General features: G+C 72.2%; 16 protein-coding genes and 1 pseudogene. 11 read left to right on the top strand and 6 right to left on the bottom strand.

The window, feature by feature from the left end; translation table 11 throughout:
• The 10 genes and pseudogenes from ACWCO3_RS06215 to ACWCO3_RS06170 form a co-directional block, all read left to right on the top strand.
• Positions 1-597, top strand: a pseudogene (locus ACWCO3_RS06215) (hypothetical protein); the annotation flags it as partial.
• Entirely contained in the window at positions 597-1487 is an 891-nt protein-coding gene (locus tag ACWCO3_RS06210; protein ID WP_450008772.1) for a CIS tube protein, read from the top strand. The pseudogene ACWCO3_RS06215 and the gene ACWCO3_RS06210, both read left to right, overlap by 1 nt.
• On the top strand, positions 1484-3076 hold the full coding sequence (locus ACWCO3_RS06205) for a contractile injection system protein, VgrG/Pvc8 family (protein ID WP_450008770.1): 1593 nt from the start codon (positions 1484-1486) through the stop codon (positions 3074-3076). Before ACWCO3_RS06210 ends, ACWCO3_RS06205 begins: the two co-directional genes overlap by 4 nt.
• Entirely contained in the window at positions 3076-3414 is a 339-nt protein-coding gene (locus ACWCO3_RS06200) for a hypothetical protein (protein WP_357934860.1), read from the top strand. Before ACWCO3_RS06205 ends, ACWCO3_RS06200 begins: the two co-directional genes overlap by 1 nt.
• Positions 3411-3845, top strand: a complete 435-nt coding sequence (locus ACWCO3_RS06195) for a GPW/gp25 family protein (protein ID WP_145781339.1) — start codon at positions 3411-3413, stop codon at positions 3843-3845. Before ACWCO3_RS06200 ends, ACWCO3_RS06195 begins: the two co-directional genes overlap by 4 nt.
• Positions 3842-6484 (top strand): putative baseplate assembly protein, encoded by a 2643-nt coding sequence (locus ACWCO3_RS06190; RefSeq protein ID WP_450008767.1) that lies wholly within the window; start codon positions 3842-3844, stop codon positions 6482-6484. The genes ACWCO3_RS06195 and ACWCO3_RS06190 overlap by 4 nt, the downstream gene beginning before the upstream one ends.
• Positions 6465-6980, top strand: coding sequence for a phage tail protein (locus ACWCO3_RS06185; RefSeq protein ID WP_450008765.1), 516 nt, complete (start codon positions 6465-6467; stop codon positions 6978-6980). The genes ACWCO3_RS06190 and ACWCO3_RS06185 overlap by 20 nt, the downstream gene beginning before the upstream one ends.
• Positions 6977-7900, top strand: a complete 924-nt coding sequence (locus ACWCO3_RS06180; RefSeq protein ID WP_450008764.1) for a hypothetical protein — start codon at positions 6977-6979, stop codon at positions 7898-7900. Before ACWCO3_RS06185 ends, ACWCO3_RS06180 begins: the two co-directional genes overlap by 4 nt.
• The gene (locus ACWCO3_RS06175; protein ID WP_145781326.1) at positions 7897-8358 is read left to right on the top strand and encodes a hypothetical protein; all 462 of its coding nucleotides are present in this window, start codon (positions 7897-7899) and stop codon (positions 8356-8358) included. The genes ACWCO3_RS06180 and ACWCO3_RS06175 overlap by 4 nt, the downstream gene beginning before the upstream one ends.
• 20 nt (positions 8359-8378) lie before the next feature.
• A complete protein-coding gene (locus tag ACWCO3_RS06170; protein WP_357934852.1) occupies positions 8379-9146 on the top strand; it encodes a hypothetical protein in 768 nt (255 codons plus the stop codon).
• A gap of 51 nt (positions 9147-9197) precedes the next feature.
• Here ACWCO3_RS06170 and ACWCO3_RS06165 read toward each other — a convergent pair whose 3' ends face one another.
• The 6 genes from ACWCO3_RS06165 to ACWCO3_RS06140 are packed head-to-tail and all read right to left on the bottom strand — an operon-like array spanning position 9198 to position 15117.
• Entirely contained in the window at positions 9198-10046 is an 849-nt protein-coding gene (locus ACWCO3_RS06165) for a DUF6807 domain-containing protein (RefSeq protein WP_244311700.1), read from the bottom strand.
• Complete coding sequence (locus ACWCO3_RS06160) at positions 10043-10738, bottom strand: hypothetical protein (RefSeq protein ID WP_450008761.1); 696 nt, start codon at positions 10736-10738, stop codon at positions 10043-10045. The genes ACWCO3_RS06165 and ACWCO3_RS06160 overlap by 4 nt, the downstream gene beginning before the upstream one ends.
• Complete coding sequence (locus tag ACWCO3_RS06155) at positions 10722-11603, bottom strand: carbohydrate ABC transporter permease (RefSeq protein WP_145781322.1); 882 nt, start codon at positions 11601-11603, stop codon at positions 10722-10724. The genes ACWCO3_RS06160 and ACWCO3_RS06155 overlap by 17 nt, the downstream gene beginning before the upstream one ends.
• Complete coding sequence (locus ACWCO3_RS06150; RefSeq protein WP_145781320.1) at positions 11603-12586, bottom strand: carbohydrate ABC transporter permease; 984 nt, start codon at positions 12584-12586, stop codon at positions 11603-11605. The genes ACWCO3_RS06155 and ACWCO3_RS06150 overlap by 1 nt, the downstream gene beginning before the upstream one ends.
• Before the next feature lie 31 nt (positions 12587-12617).
• The gene (locus ACWCO3_RS06145) at positions 12618-13967 is read right to left on the bottom strand and encodes an ABC transporter substrate-binding protein (RefSeq protein ID WP_450008759.1); all 1350 of its coding nucleotides are present in this window, start codon (positions 13965-13967) and stop codon (positions 12618-12620) included.
• Positions 13968-13986: 19 nt separating this feature from the next.
• Positions 13987-15117, bottom strand: a complete 1131-nt coding sequence (locus tag ACWCO3_RS06140) for a LacI family DNA-binding transcriptional regulator (protein ID WP_145781314.1) — start codon at positions 15115-15117, stop codon at positions 13987-13989.
• A gap of 238 nt (positions 15118-15355) precedes the next feature.
• On the opposite strand from ACWCO3_RS06140, the gene ACWCO3_RS06135 reads away from it, so the two are divergent.
• Complete coding sequence (locus ACWCO3_RS06135) at positions 15356-16684, top strand: Gfo/Idh/MocA family protein (protein WP_145781311.1); 1329 nt, start codon at positions 15356-15358, stop codon at positions 16682-16684.
• Positions 16685-16691 lie beyond the last annotated feature (7 nt).

Below are 16691 nucleotides of genomic sequence, written 5' to 3'. Positions count from 1 at the left end.
GGCTCGATCGGCGAACTCGGCGGCTCCGCGATCGGCAACCCTGCCGGCGACACCCCCGGCGGCGGGGAAACACCCGACGGGCACGCGGGGCAGCCACGCCGGACACGGCCTGGCCGGCTCGGCTCGCCCCACGGGCGGGACGCGGCGACCTCCTCTCCCACTCCCGCACCCGTCGCTCCCGGCGGGATCGTCGCACCCTCCGGGCGCAGCCGCCGTCAGGGATTCGCCCTCGCCGCCGCACCCGGCGACGCTGGGTGGGACGGGCGGGCGGCGGTCGAGGTCGGTGGCTCGTGGCCCGCCCTGCCCGACGAACGGGCGCGGCCCGACCACCGGCGCCCCGACCAGCACGCTGCTCGGCAGGGCGGGTGGCGGGGCAGCGACAGGGGGACGGTCGGGGCCCCGGTCGGCGCAGCCCCACGTGACCCGGTCGGCGGGCGCTGGCCGGTGAGCATCGAGTTCCCGCCGACCGAGATCGGGTCGGCGGCCGCCGACCCGTGGCCGGCGCTACCGGACGACGGGGCGGTGTGGGCAGTGCCCGGGGACGTGCTGGACACCGCCCATCTGGGTCGACTGGACCGGGAACAGGCGGGCGACTGATGGAACGCGTCGCCTTCCTCATCGACTCCTCAGGCGTTCGGGTGGACTGCCTGCTCAACCCGGAGACCGTGCAGGTGACCCGGCTCGCCGGCGTACGCCGACGGGGTGCCGCCGGCGGTCAGCTCACCGGGTCCGGGCTGGCCGACGACCCGCTCGTCTTCACCGGCGGCGGCCGGACCGAGCTGGTGCTCGACCTGCTCTTCGACGTCGACTTCGTGGAGGCGCAGGTCCGTCCGGCCGACGTGCGGGTGCTGACCCGTCCGCTGTGGATGCTGGCGGAGAACTCCGCGGTGGAGCATGGCTGGCTCCGACCTCCGCTGGTGCGGTTGGTGTGGGGCAAGACCTGGAACGTGCCCGGCGTGATCGTCGCGGTGGCCGAGCGGTTCGACGCGTTCACCGGCACCGGGTCGCCCCGCCGATCCTGGTTGCGGCTGAAGCTGGTCCGGGCCGCCGAGACGGCCGACCAGGCGCAGGCCGGCTTCGAAGAGGAACTGGCCGCGGCGACCACGCCGACCGCCGCGCCGGGCAGCGCGGTGATCGCCGCCGGCGACGGCGCGGCAGAGCCGGGCCGATCCGGGGTGCGCTTCGACCTGCTGGCCAACGACGCGCTCGGCTCGCCGTTGCGCTGGCGTCTCCTCGCCGAACACAACCGGATCACCGACCCCCTCGCCGTACCGGCCGGCACCACCCTGGCGGTCCCACCACCGGCGCCGACCGGCGGCCCGGCCACGACGGGTGCGGTCAGCGCAGCCGCGCGAGCGCTCGCCGGCGCGGTGGGTGCCGGCGCGGCGTTCGTCGGAGCGTCGATCGCCACCGCCCCCGCCGCCTGGGGCGCGGCGACCGGGCCCGCGCCGACCAGCACACCCACCGGCACCGGGGGTACGCCGTGACGAGCGTCGCGCCCCGGGCGCTGACCGTCCTGCTCGACGGCGTCGAGCTGACCGACGCGGCCCGTCAGCGGATCCGCTCGCTGCGCGTGGCGGCACGACTCGACCAGCCCACCCAGGCGGAGCTGGTTCTCGCCACCACCGTCGGCGCCGGCGCGTTCGACCCGGCGGTCCGCCCCGGCACGACCCTCGGCGTACGGCTGGCCGATCATGCCGATGCCCTGTTCGACGGGGAGGTCACCGCGGTGGAGGTCGACTACGCCGCCGACGGTGGCGCGCTGCTGCGGCTGCGCGCGTACGACCCGCTGCACCGGTTGCGCAAGCGGCAGGGGTTGCGGGTGTTCACAGCGGTCACCGCCGTCGAGGTGGCCCGGGAGCTGTGCGGCGAGGTGGGGTTGGCGGTGACCGCCGACGTCGACGGGCCACGTGTGGAACGGCTGTTGCAGCACCGGCACAGCGACCTGGAGTTGCTGCGGGAGGTGGCCGGTCGGGCCGGGCTGCACCTGGCCGCCGACGGTGACGGCGTCCGGTTGGTCACCCTCGCCGGTTACGGGGAGCCCGTCGCGTTGACCCTCGGCGCGGACGTACACACACTGCGCCTGTCCACGAACACCGACCAGGCCAGCGGTGCGAGCGTGGCACTGGGCTGGCACCCGCAGCGGGCCGAGGTGATCAGCCAGCAGGCCGACGAGGCGCGCTGCGGTCGACCCGCCGACGACCGCCCGGACCCGGCCGACGTGGGCGCCGGTGGGGTGCGAACCGCCGTCGACCAGCCCGGCCGCAGCGACGACGAGTTGGCGGCGTTGGCCCAGGCCCGCCTGGACACCCGGGCGGCGACGCTGGTCACCGCCGAGGGGGTGGCCGAAGGCGACCCGGCGCTGCGACCGGGCCGGCGGATCGACCTGGGTGGTGTGCCCGACCCGGTCGCCGGGACGTACGTGCTGACCGAGGTGGTGCACACGGTGGACGCCAACGGGCACCTGACCCGGTTCTCCACGGTGCCACCGGTCACCCCACCGGCCCCGACCGGCGGCGCGGTGGTCACCCTGGGCTCGGTCACCGACGTCGCCGACCCGGACGGGCTGGGACGGGTCCGGCTGACCCTGCCCGCGTACGGGGACCTCGACGCCGGCTGGCTCGCCGTGCTCTGCCCCGGGGCGGGGCGGGGCAAGGGTCTGGTGGCGCTCCCCGACCCGGACGACACGGTGCTGGTGGTGCTGCCCGGCGGCGAGCCGGCCTCGGGCATCGTGCTCGGTTCGCTGTTCGGCGCTGTCGAGCCGTACGACGCGGGCATCGACGACGGGCGGGCACGGCGCTGGACGATGCGCACCGCAGGCGGGCAGTCGATCGTCGTCGACGACGTGAACCGCAGCCTGCGGCTCGCCACCGAGGGCGGCAGTTTCCTGGAACTGACGCCGGATCTGGCCACGCTGCACGCGGCGTCCGACCTGGTGATCTCCGCGCCCGGCCGGGCCATGGTGGTACGCGCCCGCAGCGTGGACTTCCTGCACGCCGAGTCGACCGAGGACCAGACGACGGCGGCGGAGCAGGCCCGTTCCCTCGCCCGTGCCCACCACGAAGGAGGCGGCTGATGCGCTGGATCCACAGTGACTCCGTGATCACCTGTGACCACGACGGCCGGGTCGAGAACCGGCCCTCGCGGGAGTGGGTGACCGTCACCGGCGTGCCCGTGCTGGTGGACGACGACCCGGAAGGACGCGACATCGTCGCCTGCCCGAACTACGGGCCGACCATCAAGCCGTGTACGACGACGCTGACCGTCCGGGTCGGCTACAGCGACTGGGTCCGCGTCGACGGGCACCGGGTGGTGCTCTCCCACCTGTCGGGGTTCACCAACGGCACGCCGCCGGGGCTGGTCAAGCACACAGTGCGGGACCCGCGCCAGCAGTTCCTGGGAGCGGACCGGTGAGGGCCTTCCGCTTCGTCGGCGCCGGCTTCGACGCCGGCCGGACCGGCGGGTTGGCGCTCACCGCGGCCGGTGGCCTGGCGATGACCGAGGGCGACGAGAGCGTACGCCAGGCGCTGTTCCTGCTCCTGTCGACCACGCCGGGCGAACGGCTGATGCGACCCGGGTACGGGTCCCGGCTGCACCGCCTGGTCTTCGCGCCCAACGACGACACCACGGCCGGCCTGGCCATCCACTACGTCCGGCAGGCGATCAACCGCTGGGAGCCCCGGGTCGAGGTGATCGACGTGGACGCCGGGCCGGACCCGGACGACGCGTGGCGGCTGGTGATCAGGTTGGACTACCGGGTGCGGACCAGCCTCACACCCGGGCAGCTGGTCTTCTCCGTGGACCTGCTCCCGGCCGACGATCCCGCCCAGGGAGGACCCTCATGACACTGCCCGTGCCGCACCTGGACGATCGCGGCTTCCTCGACCTGGTCACCGAGGCCCGGGAACGGATCCGGCAGTCCTGCCCGGCGTGGACCGACCTGTCGGCGCACGACCCCGGCATGGCGCTGGTGGAGGCGTTCGCGCACCTGACCGAGGTCATGATCTACCGGCTGAACCAGTTGCCGGAGAAGGCGTACGTCTCGTTCCTGAACCTGCTCGGGGTCGCCCGGCACGCACCCACCGCCGCGTGGGCGGACGTCCGGTTCACCCGCACCGGCACCGACCGCGCGGCGCTCCGGATCCCGGCCGGCCTGCGGGTCGCGGCGGCTCGCGGCGCGGACCCCCGGCCGGTCGTGTTCGTCACCACCGAACCGGCGGTGCTGCCCGCCGACGAGACGTCGGTGACGGTACGGATGCACCACTGCGAGACGGTCGAGGCGGAGCTGCTCGGTGTGGGGACCGGCCAGCCGGGGCAGGTGCTGCGGGCCGCCCACGCACCACTGGCGCACACCGCCGAACCGCTGGATCTGCTGCTCGGCGTGGAGGTGCCGACCGGCACCGTGGAGTTGGGCGCGGCGGCCCGCGAGCACGACGGCCGCACGTTCGAGATCTGGCAACCGGTGGACAGTTTCGCGGGGCTCGGCCCCCAGTCCAAGGCGTACCTGGTCGACCGCTGCTCGGGCACCGTCACCTTCGCCCCGGCCCTCGACCTGCGACCTTCCGCTGCGACCGCGCAGCCCTCGGCGGGGACACCGACGCCGGTCACCGTCGCGGCCGTGCCGCCGGCTGGGCGGCAGGTCCGGCTCTGGTACCGCTCGGGTGGTGGGCCCACCGGCAACGTGGCGGCGGGCACCCTGACCAGCCTGCGCGACCCCCTGCCGGGGGTGAGGGTGGACAACCCCGCGCCGGCCGCCGGGGGCCGCGAGGTGGAGGCGCTGGAGTCGGTGCTGCTGCGCGGCCCGTACGAGTTCTTCGCGCAGCAGCGGGCGGTGACCGCCCGCGATTTCGAGGTGCTCGCCACCAGCTCCGGCGCGGTGGCGAGGGCGCGGGCGTTCACCCGCGCGGCGGTGTACAGCTTCGCCCGGCCGGGTGAGGTCGAGGTGGTGCTGGTGCCGTACGTGCCGCCGACCGCCCGCCCCGACGGCCGGCTTCCGGTCGCGGTGCTGCGCGAGCACGAGGTGCCCGAGGCGCGGCACCGCGTCGAGGCGGACCTGGAGGAACGCCGGATCGTCGGCATCCGGTCCCGGGCGACCTGGGCCCGGTTCAAGGCGGTGTCGGTGCGGGCCCGGGTGGTGGTCCGGCGCGAGGAGGACGTGGACGCCGTCCGCAGCCGCATCCACGACCGGCTGCACCAGACGCTGAGTCCGCTGCCGACAGCGCTCAACCCGAACGGTTGGCCGTTCGGGGAGCCGCTGCGGGCGTCCAACGTGTACCGGTTGCTGGAGCACGCCGAGCCGGGTGTGCGCTACGTCGAGTCGGTCCGGTTCGTGGTCGACGAGGCGCCCGACGCGGCGGTCCGCGCCCTGGCCGTGGACCAGTACCAGCCACGCACCTGGTACGCCGGGCGCGGCCCGGTGCTGTTCCGCTCCAGCAACGGCGGCGCGGGGTGGGAGCCGGCCGGCCGCTTCGACGACGAGACGGTGGTCCGGGTTGCGCCGGCGCCCGCGCCGGTGCGGCCGGGCATCGTGGCACGTCCCGGCTCGGTGGCCGTGGTGACGGTGCGCGCCTCCGGCGGCTCCCGGGTGCACCTGAGCACCGACCTCGGCGAGACGTGGTCCCTGCTCACCGACCTGGACTCGCGGATCTCCGACGTGGCGTGGCTGGACCGCGACGGCGCGGGTGCGCTGCTGGTGGCCACCGACACCGGCCTGTACGAGGTGTCGCTGCTGCCCGGGGCGGTGCCGTTGCAGATCCTGGTCGACCCGTCCGACGCCGACCGGGGGTTCTACGCGGTACGCACGTTCGTCTCGGAGCGCGGCGCGCCGGGCGTCGCGGTGGCCGCGCAGGCGAGCTTCGGGGTGTACCTGTCGACCGCCGGTGGCCGGCCGGGCAGCTTCACCCACGTCGGGTTGTCGAACGTGGACAACCGGGTCCTCGCCGTGCAGTACGACGGGCCGGCCACGCTGCTGTGGAGCGGGGCCGGTGAGCCGGACCCGAAGAAGCCCGGCCAGGGCTGTCATCGCACCCGGCTGTTCGAGTCCGACGTGAAGTGGCAGTCGACGCAGTCCGGGTGGATCGGCGGCACCTGTCGGGACCTGGCGTTCGCCGGGTCGCTGGCGGTGGCGGCCACGCAGAGCGGCGGGGTGCTGCGGCTGGACACCCTGGCCACGCAGCCGCAGTGGCAGCCGGTGTCGGTCAACTGCGGGTTGCCGCTGCGGGACCGGACCCGGTTCGTGCCGGTCGACGCCATCGCCGTGAACGGCCCGGCGACCGGCGGGAGCGCCGGCGGTTCCGGCGCGGCGGAGCGGCTCATCCTGGCCGGCGGCGAACGCGGCGTGTACCGCAGCGCCACAGCTGTCGACTGGACACCCAGCGCCAACCAGGCCACCGCCGACGTGGTGACCGTCCCGGATACCTGGCTGCTCTGCTCCGGCGAGCACGATATCGAGGTGGTGCGCCAGGATGCGACGCTCGGCGATTGAACGGCTGCTGCCCGCCGCCTACCAGCGGGCCTGCGTGCCCGGCAGCGTGCTCTGGACGCTGCTGGACGTCATGGAGGCGCTGCACGCCCCGGACGAGGCGATCCTCGCCGAGGTGGACGCCCTGTTCGACCCGTACCGGGCGCCGGACGGGCTGGTCGTGGGGTTGACGCGCTGGGTGGCGATGGACCACGTGGTGGCGTCGCCCCGGCCGGACACCCCGCTGCCGCTGCCGGTGGGCCGGCTGCGTGACCTGGTGGCCAACGCCGCGCTGCTGGCCCGGTGGCGCGGCACCCCGTACGGGATACGCCGGGCTCTCGAGCTGGCCACCGGAATGTCGGGCTTCGCGATCGACGAACCCGCCGAGCAGCCGTTCCACGTGGTGGTGCGGGTGCCGGCGTCCGCCGCCGGTCAACTCGCCGTGATCACCCGCATCGTCGAGGCGGAGAAGCCCGCCTCGACCACCGTCGAGATCGTCCTGGAAGAGGAGTCGTCATGACCACCGAGTGGGCGGTCGTCGCCGCCGCCGAACAGTTCACGCTCGACCCGCGCAACAGCGGCGAGCTGACGTTCACCGTCTCCAACCCGGGCAACGCGCCGGACACCGTCGTGTTCGACGTGGCCCCCGGTGACGGCTCCCAGCGGGCGTGGTTCACCGTGGCCGAGCCGCAGCGGGTGGTACCCGGGCAGGGCTCGGTGTCGTTCCTGGTCAAACTCGCCGTGCCGGCCGGCACCGCACCCCGGCGGTACGACATGACCGGGTTCGCGTACTCGGCGAACACCGCGCCGGAGGAGAGTTCCCGTTCCAGCGGTCGGGTCACCTACGAGGCGCGGGCGGTCGCGCCACCGCGGCGTACCCCCTGGTTGTGGATCGCCGCCGCGGCGGCGTTGGTGTTGGTGGTGGTGACCGTGGGGGTCGTCCTGCTGACCCGCGACTCGGGCCCGGGCGAGCCCCGCGTCGTCACCGTCGAAGCGGAGAGCCTGGTCGACGGCGCGGCGGTGGAGTCGCCGAAGAAGAGCAAGGCGACGGTGGAGGCGCAGCCGAACTGCTGTGGGGTGACCTGGTCCGGCGACGAACAACTGTTCTTCCAGGGTCTGGCCATCGGCGACAAGGTGACGATGACGGTGCAGATCCCGGCCGACGGCACCTGGCGGTTCGCCGCGGTGCGCACCACCTCGTTCGACTACGCCAACACCGTCTTCGTCATCGACGGCAACCAGGTCGGTGGCACGTTCCTCGGGTTCACGCCGACGGTGCAGAAGACGGAGTTCCTGGACGTCGGCACGGTCCAGCTCACCAGGGGCGCGCACCAGGTCTCCCTGCTGGTGGTCGGCAAGACGCAGGGCACCAACCGCTACTTCGCCGGCGTCGACGTGCTCCGGTTCAGCGAGGTCGTGTCACCGGCCGCCGCGCGATGAGCGGCCGGCAGAAGGCGCTGCTGGGCGTGCTGGCCGTCCTGCTGGTGGCGCTGTTCGTGGTCGCGATCGGGGCGGGGCGCGACGACCGGGGTGACCCGGGCGCGCGGCACGGGCTGGTCGACCGGTTGGGGGCGCTGGGCGGTGAGCGCGCCGCTGTGGACCCGGGCACGGTCAGCGCCGACTGCTTCGAGGAGCCCGGCCGGCTGGTCTTCTCGGGTAGTTGTGAGCTGCGGGTCGCCGACCCCGGTGGGTTACGCACCCTGGTGCTGCGCAGCGCGGCGCGGTTCACGGTCACCGCGCCCGCCCCGGGCGACGCCGACCTGACCATCCGCGACGAGGTCGAACCGGCCGCCGACGGCACCGGAGCCGTGGCGAAGGTGGCCGTCGACGAGGCCACAGTGGTCGGCGTGCGCTGTCCCGGCCTCGGTTCCTGCACCGTCATCGTGGCGACGTCCTGAGCTGAGTGGAGGGTTTTGACGTGGGTGACCTGCGTAAACCGTTCCTGCTGCTGGCCATGCTCGCCATCGTCCTGGCGATCGGGGTGGAGTTGGGCGCCGGGCTGCTGATCGGCGGCGGCGACGCCGGGGCAGCGCTCGCGGACAGCGCCGGAGCGTTGGACGTCCAGATCGACGACGTGTCCGGGGTCAGCGAGCCGTCCGGCCGGGGCACCGGCTACCTGGCGTTGATCGACGCGGTGGCGGTTTGGAGCACCGGGCTGTTCTGCCTGGGTCTGCTGCTGCCGGAGCGGATCCAGGGTCGGGTGCAGGGCGTCGCCAGCCTGATCTTCTCGATCATCCTGATCATCGTGGGGCTGATCGCGCTGCTCATCGCGTTCGTCGAACTAATGATCATGGTGTCGCTGTTCCTGGCCGTCCCGTTCGGCACACTGGCGTACCTGGCCATATGGGGGTTCTTCCCGGTCGGCGACGCGGCGGTGCTGCTCGGGCTGGTGCTGCTGCTCAAGCTCGTGTGGGCCGGGCTGCTGGTGCTGGCCCAGCCCCGGTTCCTGCAGAACAAGGGCCTCGTCCTGCTGATCCTGACCACCCTGCTGTGCACCGTCGTGCTGGAGTTCCTGCACAACCTGGTGCCGGTGATCCTGGTCAGCATCGTGGACGACGTGGCGGCGCTGGTCTTCGCGATCATCGCGATCATCTGGGGGCTCGTGCTGCTGATCGGCTCGATCCCGGCGATAGTCAAGGCCATCCGGGTCACCGCCGCACTCCCGACCCGCTCCTCGCCCCGTTGATCATGAAGTTATCGCCACATCGGTCGGCGTGTCGTGGCGATAACTTCATGGTCAACCTGAGCGAGCCAGGGCGGCGACGGCGGCCCGGTCGAGGGCCCCGTCCGCCACCCACACCCGGTACCGGCCGTGCCGGCTCCCACCGACGGGCAGCACCGCCGGACTGTCGAACGCGAACGCCACACAGACCCCCGGATACATCCCGGTCCGCACGAACCACCTGTCGCCCCGACCAAGACCCCCGAAGACAAGGGTGTACGCCCCGCCGTCCGACCCGACGCCGGTCAGCGCGAGCCACGGTGCCGCGCTGCCGTTGACCGTCTCCTCCCCGGCGGCGTCGGCGGTGAACACCTCCGGCTCGCCGTCGGCGACGGCCCGCCAGAAGAATCCGCCGTAGCCGGCCCCGCCCGGGCGTCCGTTGGTGGCCGGGCTACCCAGACGCACCTCCCGGTCGTCCGGTGCCACGAGCACGGTCTCCAGGTCGAGCCGCCAGACGTCCGGTGTCAGCGCCGACGCGGCGAGCCACCGACGCTCGGTCAACAGGACCCCACCGGCGCGGTCGCGCCACTGGAGGTCGTGGACGTACCCGCCCGGGGACCGCTCGACCTCCCCGGTGTGGGCGATGACGCCATGATCGTCACGCCAGGTGTAGCCGACGTCGCGCACGTAGGTGCGCCCGCCCCAGAGGTTGCTGCCGTTGACGTCCTGCACCGCCAGGGACGCGCCGAGGTGCCACACGTGGTCGGCGGGCAGCGCGTCGGTGACGACAGTGCCGCCGAGGGTGCGTACCGGATGCAGGTACGGTCGGGGGCCGTGCCGCGCGTCCAGCTTCGGGTCGATGACGTACCGCGCCACCTCGGTCCCGCCGACCAGCATCCGCACCGGCTCCGGTGCCCCGCTCACGGCGACTCCGGGTAGGTCGGCACCGACCGGCGGCCGCCTGCGTGGCCTCCCCGCCCGGAGGTGACGGCCGCGGCGATCGGCTGGCGGTTGGCGACGGCGTGCAGGGCGGCCAGCGTGTATCCGGCGAGGATCGGCACCGCGACCGGGGTGACCAGGACGGCGAGCAGCCCGGCGAGCGCGACGACCCCGGTGAGAGCGGCCCAGCGGGTGGGTGCGTCGAGGCAGGCCCGCGCCGCCGAGCGGGCCGCCTCCCGCCACCGTCCGCCCCCGCCCACCTCGACGACGACCAGCCCGGCGTACCCGGCCAGGCCGGCCGTGACCAGCGCCGTCACCAGCAGCGCCACCGGTCCGCCGGGCACCCGGCCGGTGGCCAGCGCCGCCAGGTCGGCGGCGAGCAACCCGGCCACGGCGAGCGCGAGCAGGCTGACCGGCACCCCGGGCGGCACCGCACGGCCGAAGCGGCGCACTGTCGTCCGCGCGGACGGCCAACTGCCGGTACGCGTCCAGTCGTGCACTGCCGCGCTGGCCGTGCCCACCGCCGCGGCGACGGTGAGCAACGGCAGCGCGGCGAGGGTCAGCAGGATGCCGAGCAGCGCCAGGTCGGCGGCGTCGCAGACGACGTCGCGCCAGTCCCGCCGTCCGGCGGCGTCGACAGGTTCAGCCCTTGATGCCGGTTCAGCCCTTGATGCCACTGGTGTTGATCCCCTCGACGAGCATCCGCTGGAAGGCGACGAAGAACAGGAAGACCGGCAGCAACGACAGCACCGACATGGCGAACATCGGCCCGACCGCGCTCTGGCTGGTCGAGTCGATGAAGAGGGTCAGCGCCACCGGCACCGTGTAGTCCTCCAGTTGGGACAGGAAGACCAGTTGTCGGAAGAAGTCGTTCCAGGTCCAGATGAACGAGAAGATCGCCGTGGTGACCAGCGCCGGGCGGCTCAGCGGCAGGATGATGTGCCGGAAGATGCCGAACGGGCCGGCGCCGTCGATCCGGGCCGCCTCGTCCAGCTCGCGCGGCACGCCGCGCATGAACTGCACCATCAGGAAGACGAAGAACGCCTCGGTGGCCAGGAACTGCGGGATGAGCAGCGGCAGGTAGGGCCAGTCGCCGCCGACCAGCCCGAGCGTCCGGAAGAGGATGTACTGCGGCACGATCAGGACGTGCTGGGGCAGCAGCAGCGTGCCGATCATGACGGCGAACCACATGCCGCGCAGCCGGAACCGCAGCCGGGCGAAGGCGTACGCGGCCAGCAGGCAGGAGAGCCCGTTGCCGACCACGGTGAGCAGGCTGACCATCGCGCTGTTGAGGAAGAACCGGCCGAAGCTGACGTCGAAGTTGGACCACCCGGCGGTGTAGTTGCCCGGGGTGAACCGCTCCGGCAGCAGCCCGAGGTTGTTGACGATCTCCTCCTGGGACTTCACCGAGGTGCCGATCATCCAGATCAACGGGTAGAGCACCACGGCGACGATCGCCACCAGGATCAGCAGCCGCAGCACGGGCCGACCGCCGGGGCGTCGGCGTGGGCTCGGTGGCGCTACGACCGTCGGGGTCGCCATCACCGGTCCTCCCCGTCGGAGTAGTGCACCCAGAACCGTCCGGTGCTGAAGAAGACCGCGGTGATCACCGCGATGGCGAGCAGGAACACCCAGGCCATCGCCGAGGCGTAACCCATGTCGAGCTCGGTGAAGCCGGTGATGTAGAGGTTCAACGTGTACATCAGGGTGGAGTCGACCGGGCCGCCGGTGCCGTTGCTGAGCACGAACGCGGCAGTGAAGCCCTGGAACCCGTTGATGGTCTCCAGCACCAGGTTGAAGAAGATGACCGGGGAGAGCATCGGCAGGGTGACGTTGCGGAACTGGCGGAACCGGCCGGCCCCGTCGACCGAGGCGGCCTCGTAGAGTTCGGTGGGCACCTGCTTGAGCCCGGCCAGGAAGATCACCATCGGCGCGCCGAACTGCCAGATGGCCAGCACCATCAGCGTCTCCAGGGCCCAGTCCGGGTCGTTGACCCACGGCTTGCCGGTGATGCCGAAGAGGCTCAACAACGAGTTGAACGCGCCGTCGCGGTTGAACATGTTGACCCAGACGATGGCCAGCGCGACGCTGCCGCCGAGCAGCGACGGCAGGTAGAACAGCCCTCGGAACAGCCCGACGCCGCGCCAGGCGCGGTTGAGCAGCAGAGCCACGCCGAGGGCGGCGGCGAGCTTCAACGGCACGGCGATCAGCGCGAAGGTCAGTGTCACCCGCACCGCGTGCCAGTACGACGGGTCGGCGGTGAACATCCGCTCGTAGTTGGCCAGCCCCACCCACTGCACCTCGGAGAACGGGGTGAGGATGTCGTAGTTGGTGAAGCTCAGGTAGAGCGACAACAGCATGGGGACCGCCGTGACACCCATCAGCCCGATGAGCCACGGCGACAGGAAGACGTACCCCGCCAGACCTTCGCTGTGCCGGAGGCGGCCGGGCCCACGCCTGTCGGTGTGGGCCCGGTCGGTTCCGGAGCCGCGTCGGGTCGGGTCGGGCGCCGTGGTCAACGCCACGAACTGCTCCTCTCCTCGCCTGGTGCGGCGGTCAGGCGATGGCGGACTTGCACGCCTCGACGAACTGGGCGGCGGCCTCGGCGGGGGTGGCCCGGCCGTACTGCGCGTTCTCGGCCGCCTTGATCAGCTCCGACTTGACCTTGCTGTGTCCCTTGATCGGCACCTGCGGCGACTTGCCGAACTTCTGGGTCAGCTCCGCCTCCACGGCGATGGACTGCTTCATGGCCGGGTCGGTGGTGTCGTCGCTGACCACCCGGCGCAGGTCCAGGTTGGACGGCAGGCCTCGGTCGGTACCGAGCAGCTTGACGGCCTCCATGTCGTTGTTCAGGAAGTTGATCACGTCGACTGCGACGTCCTTGTTCTTACTGCCCTTGAACACCGACCAGTACATCGAGGCCCGGGCCCACTGCGCGCTGGGGTCACCGGGGTAGGCGATCACGCCCAGCTCGTCCTTAGTGTTCTTCTTCAGGTCCGGCATCTGGTTGGCCCAGACCCAGGAGGTCGCCGACTTGCCGGTGACCACCAACTGCTTGGTGACGTCGCTGGAGTTGCCCTCGTGGATCACGTCGGCGGTCGGGGTGGCCTTGCGGTCCCGGGCGCCCTTCCACAGGTCGAACCACTTGGTCACGTCCTCGGCGGTGAAGCCCAGCTCCTTGCCCTTGTAGAGGTCCTTGCCCTGCTGCCGCAGCCAGACCCAGAGGGCCTTGTAGTCGGCGCTCGGGTCCTGGGTGCCGGGCACACCGGTCTTCTTCGACACCTCCTCGGCCCAGGCGATGTGCTGCTCCCAGGTCATCCCGGTGGTCGGCTCGGGCAGGTTGTTCTTGGTCAGCAGCGTCTTGTTGTAGACCAGACCCTGGGTGTTCTCCCCGGCGGCCAGGCCGGCGAACTTGCCGTCGACAACGCCGTACTGCCAGAGGCTCTCGGGGAACTTCGAGGTGTCCAGCTTGCCGGACTTCTGGTACGAGGTCAGGTCCAGCGTGGTGTTGCGGGCCGCGTACTCGGCCAGGTAGTTGTCGTCGATCTGGAACAGGTCCGGCGGGTTGCCGCCGGCGGTGAGCGTGGCCAGCTTGTCGAAGTAGCCCTGGTTGGCCTGCCAGGTCTTCTCGAAGGTCACGTTCGGGTGTTTCTTGGTGTAGAGAGCCAGCGCGTCCTCGGTCAGCTTGGCCCGGGCATCACCTCCCCACCAGAAGATGGAGAGCTTGACCGGGGCGTTCGGATCGGCGGAGGGCTCGTCGTCTCCGCCGCAGGCGGCAGCGCCGATCATCAGCGGCGCGGCGACCGTCACGGCGAGCAGGCCACGCAGCAGGCGCCGCCGAGGCAGCGCGGTACGGTGAGCGCGCCCGACGGGCGCGTCAGTGGTGGGGGGCGTTGCGGGGTGCATGTGCGCTCACTCCTCGGCATTAGGAGGCGACGGCGTCACCGGTGGCCGCGGTCGGGATGCCCGGGCCCGCAGGGCAATGCGGGTCCGGGCCCTGCGGCGCGGCCAGGGGACGTGCCGGTCGGGCGTGCGGGCCCGGGCCGGTCGAGTCGCGGATGACCAGGTCGGTCTGGAGCATTACCTGTGCGGTGGTACGACGGACGCCGAGCGCCGTGCCGGCACCCAGCCCTCGCGCGCCGCGCGGTGACTCGGTGTCCTGTTGCAGCAGCATGTCGACGGCCGTCCGGCCGGCGGCCCCGGTGGGTGTGGCCACCGTCGTCAGTTTGGGTCGGGTGAGCCGACTCAGGGTGATGTCGTCGACCCCGACGACGCTCACCTCCTGCGGCACCCGGACCCCGAGCGCGTCCAGCCCTTCGATGAGGCCGATCGCCATCAGGTCGTTGTAGGCGAGCACGGCCGACACACCGCTGCGCCGCACCTGCTCGGCGGCGGCGGATCCGCCGGTCTCGGTGGGCGCGTTCGGGCCGAGCACTGTCAGTTCCGCGCCGCCCGCCCGGGCGGCCGCGCCGGCGGCCCGGCGCATCTCCCGGTTGGTCCACGAGCTGCGCGGGCCGCCGAGCAACGCGATGCTGCGGTGTCCCAGGCCGACCAGGTGCTCGATCGCCGACCGGGCACCCTGCCCGACGTCCATCAGCACGCAGGGCAGGCCGGTCACCTGGCGGTTCACCACCACCAACGGCACCTCACGGCTGAGCTGCTCGATCAGGCTGTTGCTCATCCGTGGACTGCACAGCAGCACACCGTCGACCTGCTTGGCCAACGCGTGGACCAGTTCCTCCTCCGCGGTCGGGTCCTCGTTGGTGTCGGCCACGAACACGTGGTAGTCGCGGTGCCGGGCCTGACTCTCCGCCGCCTTGATCAGCGGCGGGAAGAACGGGTTCGCGATGTCCGCGATGATCAGCCCGATGTTGTGCGTACGCCCGGTGATCAGTGCCCTCGCGGCCCGGTTCGGCCGGTAGCCCAGGTCCTCCGCGCAGGCCAGCACCCGGACCCGGGTCTCCGGGTTGACCAGGTGCGGAGCGGAGAAGGTGCGGGACACGGTGGAGATGTGCACACCGGACGCCCGGGCGACGTCCCGGATGGTGACTGGCACGGCGGCCCCTTCGTCCGATGTGGTGGCGGTCACGTGGGTGTGGCCCATTAATGCAAACGGTTGCGTCAGTGTCAACGGTCAATGGCTACAGCTTTGTTGCATCCAGACTCCCCTTGGTGAACTAACGCCTCGCAAACACGGACATTCACCGCCGTTTGTATCGTCGCCGTTGACGCGATCACATCGATCGTGATTACTTCACTGCAAACCTTTGCAGGATCACCGGAGGGGCGACCGCATGTCACCGAGAGCCGACGGCCGGGTCCGGTACGCCGTCGTGGGCACCGGCGCGCGAGCGGAGATGTTCGTCCGCGCCCTGGTGCTCGACCACGCCGACACCACCGAGTTGGTCGCCTTCGCCGACGTCAACCAGGCCCGGATGGACGCGCACAACCGCTGGTTGGCCGAGCTGGGTCACCGTCCGGTGCCCACCTACCCGGCCGGTGACTTCGCGGCCATGCTGGACGCCGAACGCGTCGACGTCGTCCTGGTCACCAGCGTCGACGTCACCCACGACGAGTACGTGGTGGCCGCGTTACGCGCCGGCCGGCAGGTCGTCACCGAGAAGCCGATGACGGTGGACGTGCCGCGCTGCCGGCGCATCCTGGACACGGTGACCGAGACCGGTGGTCGGGTGACCGTCGCGTTCAACTACCGCTACAACCCACTGCACGAGCAGGTCCGCCGGCTGCTCGCCGAGGGCGCGGTCGGCGAGATCGGCTCGGTGCACTTCGAGTGGCTGCTCGACGTGCGCCACGGCGCCGACTACTTCCGCCGCTGGCACCGCGACAAGGCCAGCTCCGGCGGGCTGATGGTGCACAAGGCCAGCCACCACTTCGACCTGGTCAACTGGTGGCTGGCCGCCACGCCCGTCGAGGTGTACGCGGCCGGACGGCTCTTCTTCTACGGCGAGGACGGCCGCCGGCACGGCTACGCCCGTGACTACGACCGGGCGTACGGCTCCCCCGCCGCCGCCGACGACCCGTTCGCCCTGCGACTCGACGCGCACCCCCGGCTGCGCGAGTTGTACCTCGACGCCGAGGCCGAGGACGGCTACCAGCGCGACCGCAACGTCTTCGCCCCCGGGGTCAGCATCGAGGACGACATGGCAGTGCTGGCCCGCTACTCCACCGGCGCCACGATGACCTACCACCTCACCGCGTACGCCCCCTGGGAGGGTTACCGGGTGATGGTCAACGGCAGCCGGGGCCGGCTGGAGCTGGAGGTCACCGAGAACGATTTCGTCGACCGCGGCACCGCCGGCGCGGTCAAGGGCGCCGCCCTGCACGGTGTCGAAGCCCCGCCCGAGGGCGGTGGCGCGACCCTCACGGTGCGCCCGTTCTGGCAACCGCCCCGGCAGATCCCCGTGGAGAGGCGCAGCCGGCACGGCCACGGCGGCGCGGATGCCCGGATGACAGGTGTGCTCTTCGGCGGGCAACCCGACCCGCTGGAGCGCGCCGCGACCGCCGACGACGGCGCGTTGGCCCTGCTCACCGGCCTGGCGGCCAACCGGTCCTTCGAAACCGGTCGACCGGTCCGGGTCGCCGACCTGCTCACCCCCCGCTGACCAGGAG

The organism is Micromonospora sp. NPDC002411 (genome assembly GCF_053592955.1).
Note: the sequence above shows the minus strand (reverse complement) of the source record. Positions and strands in the feature narration are given on the sequence as shown.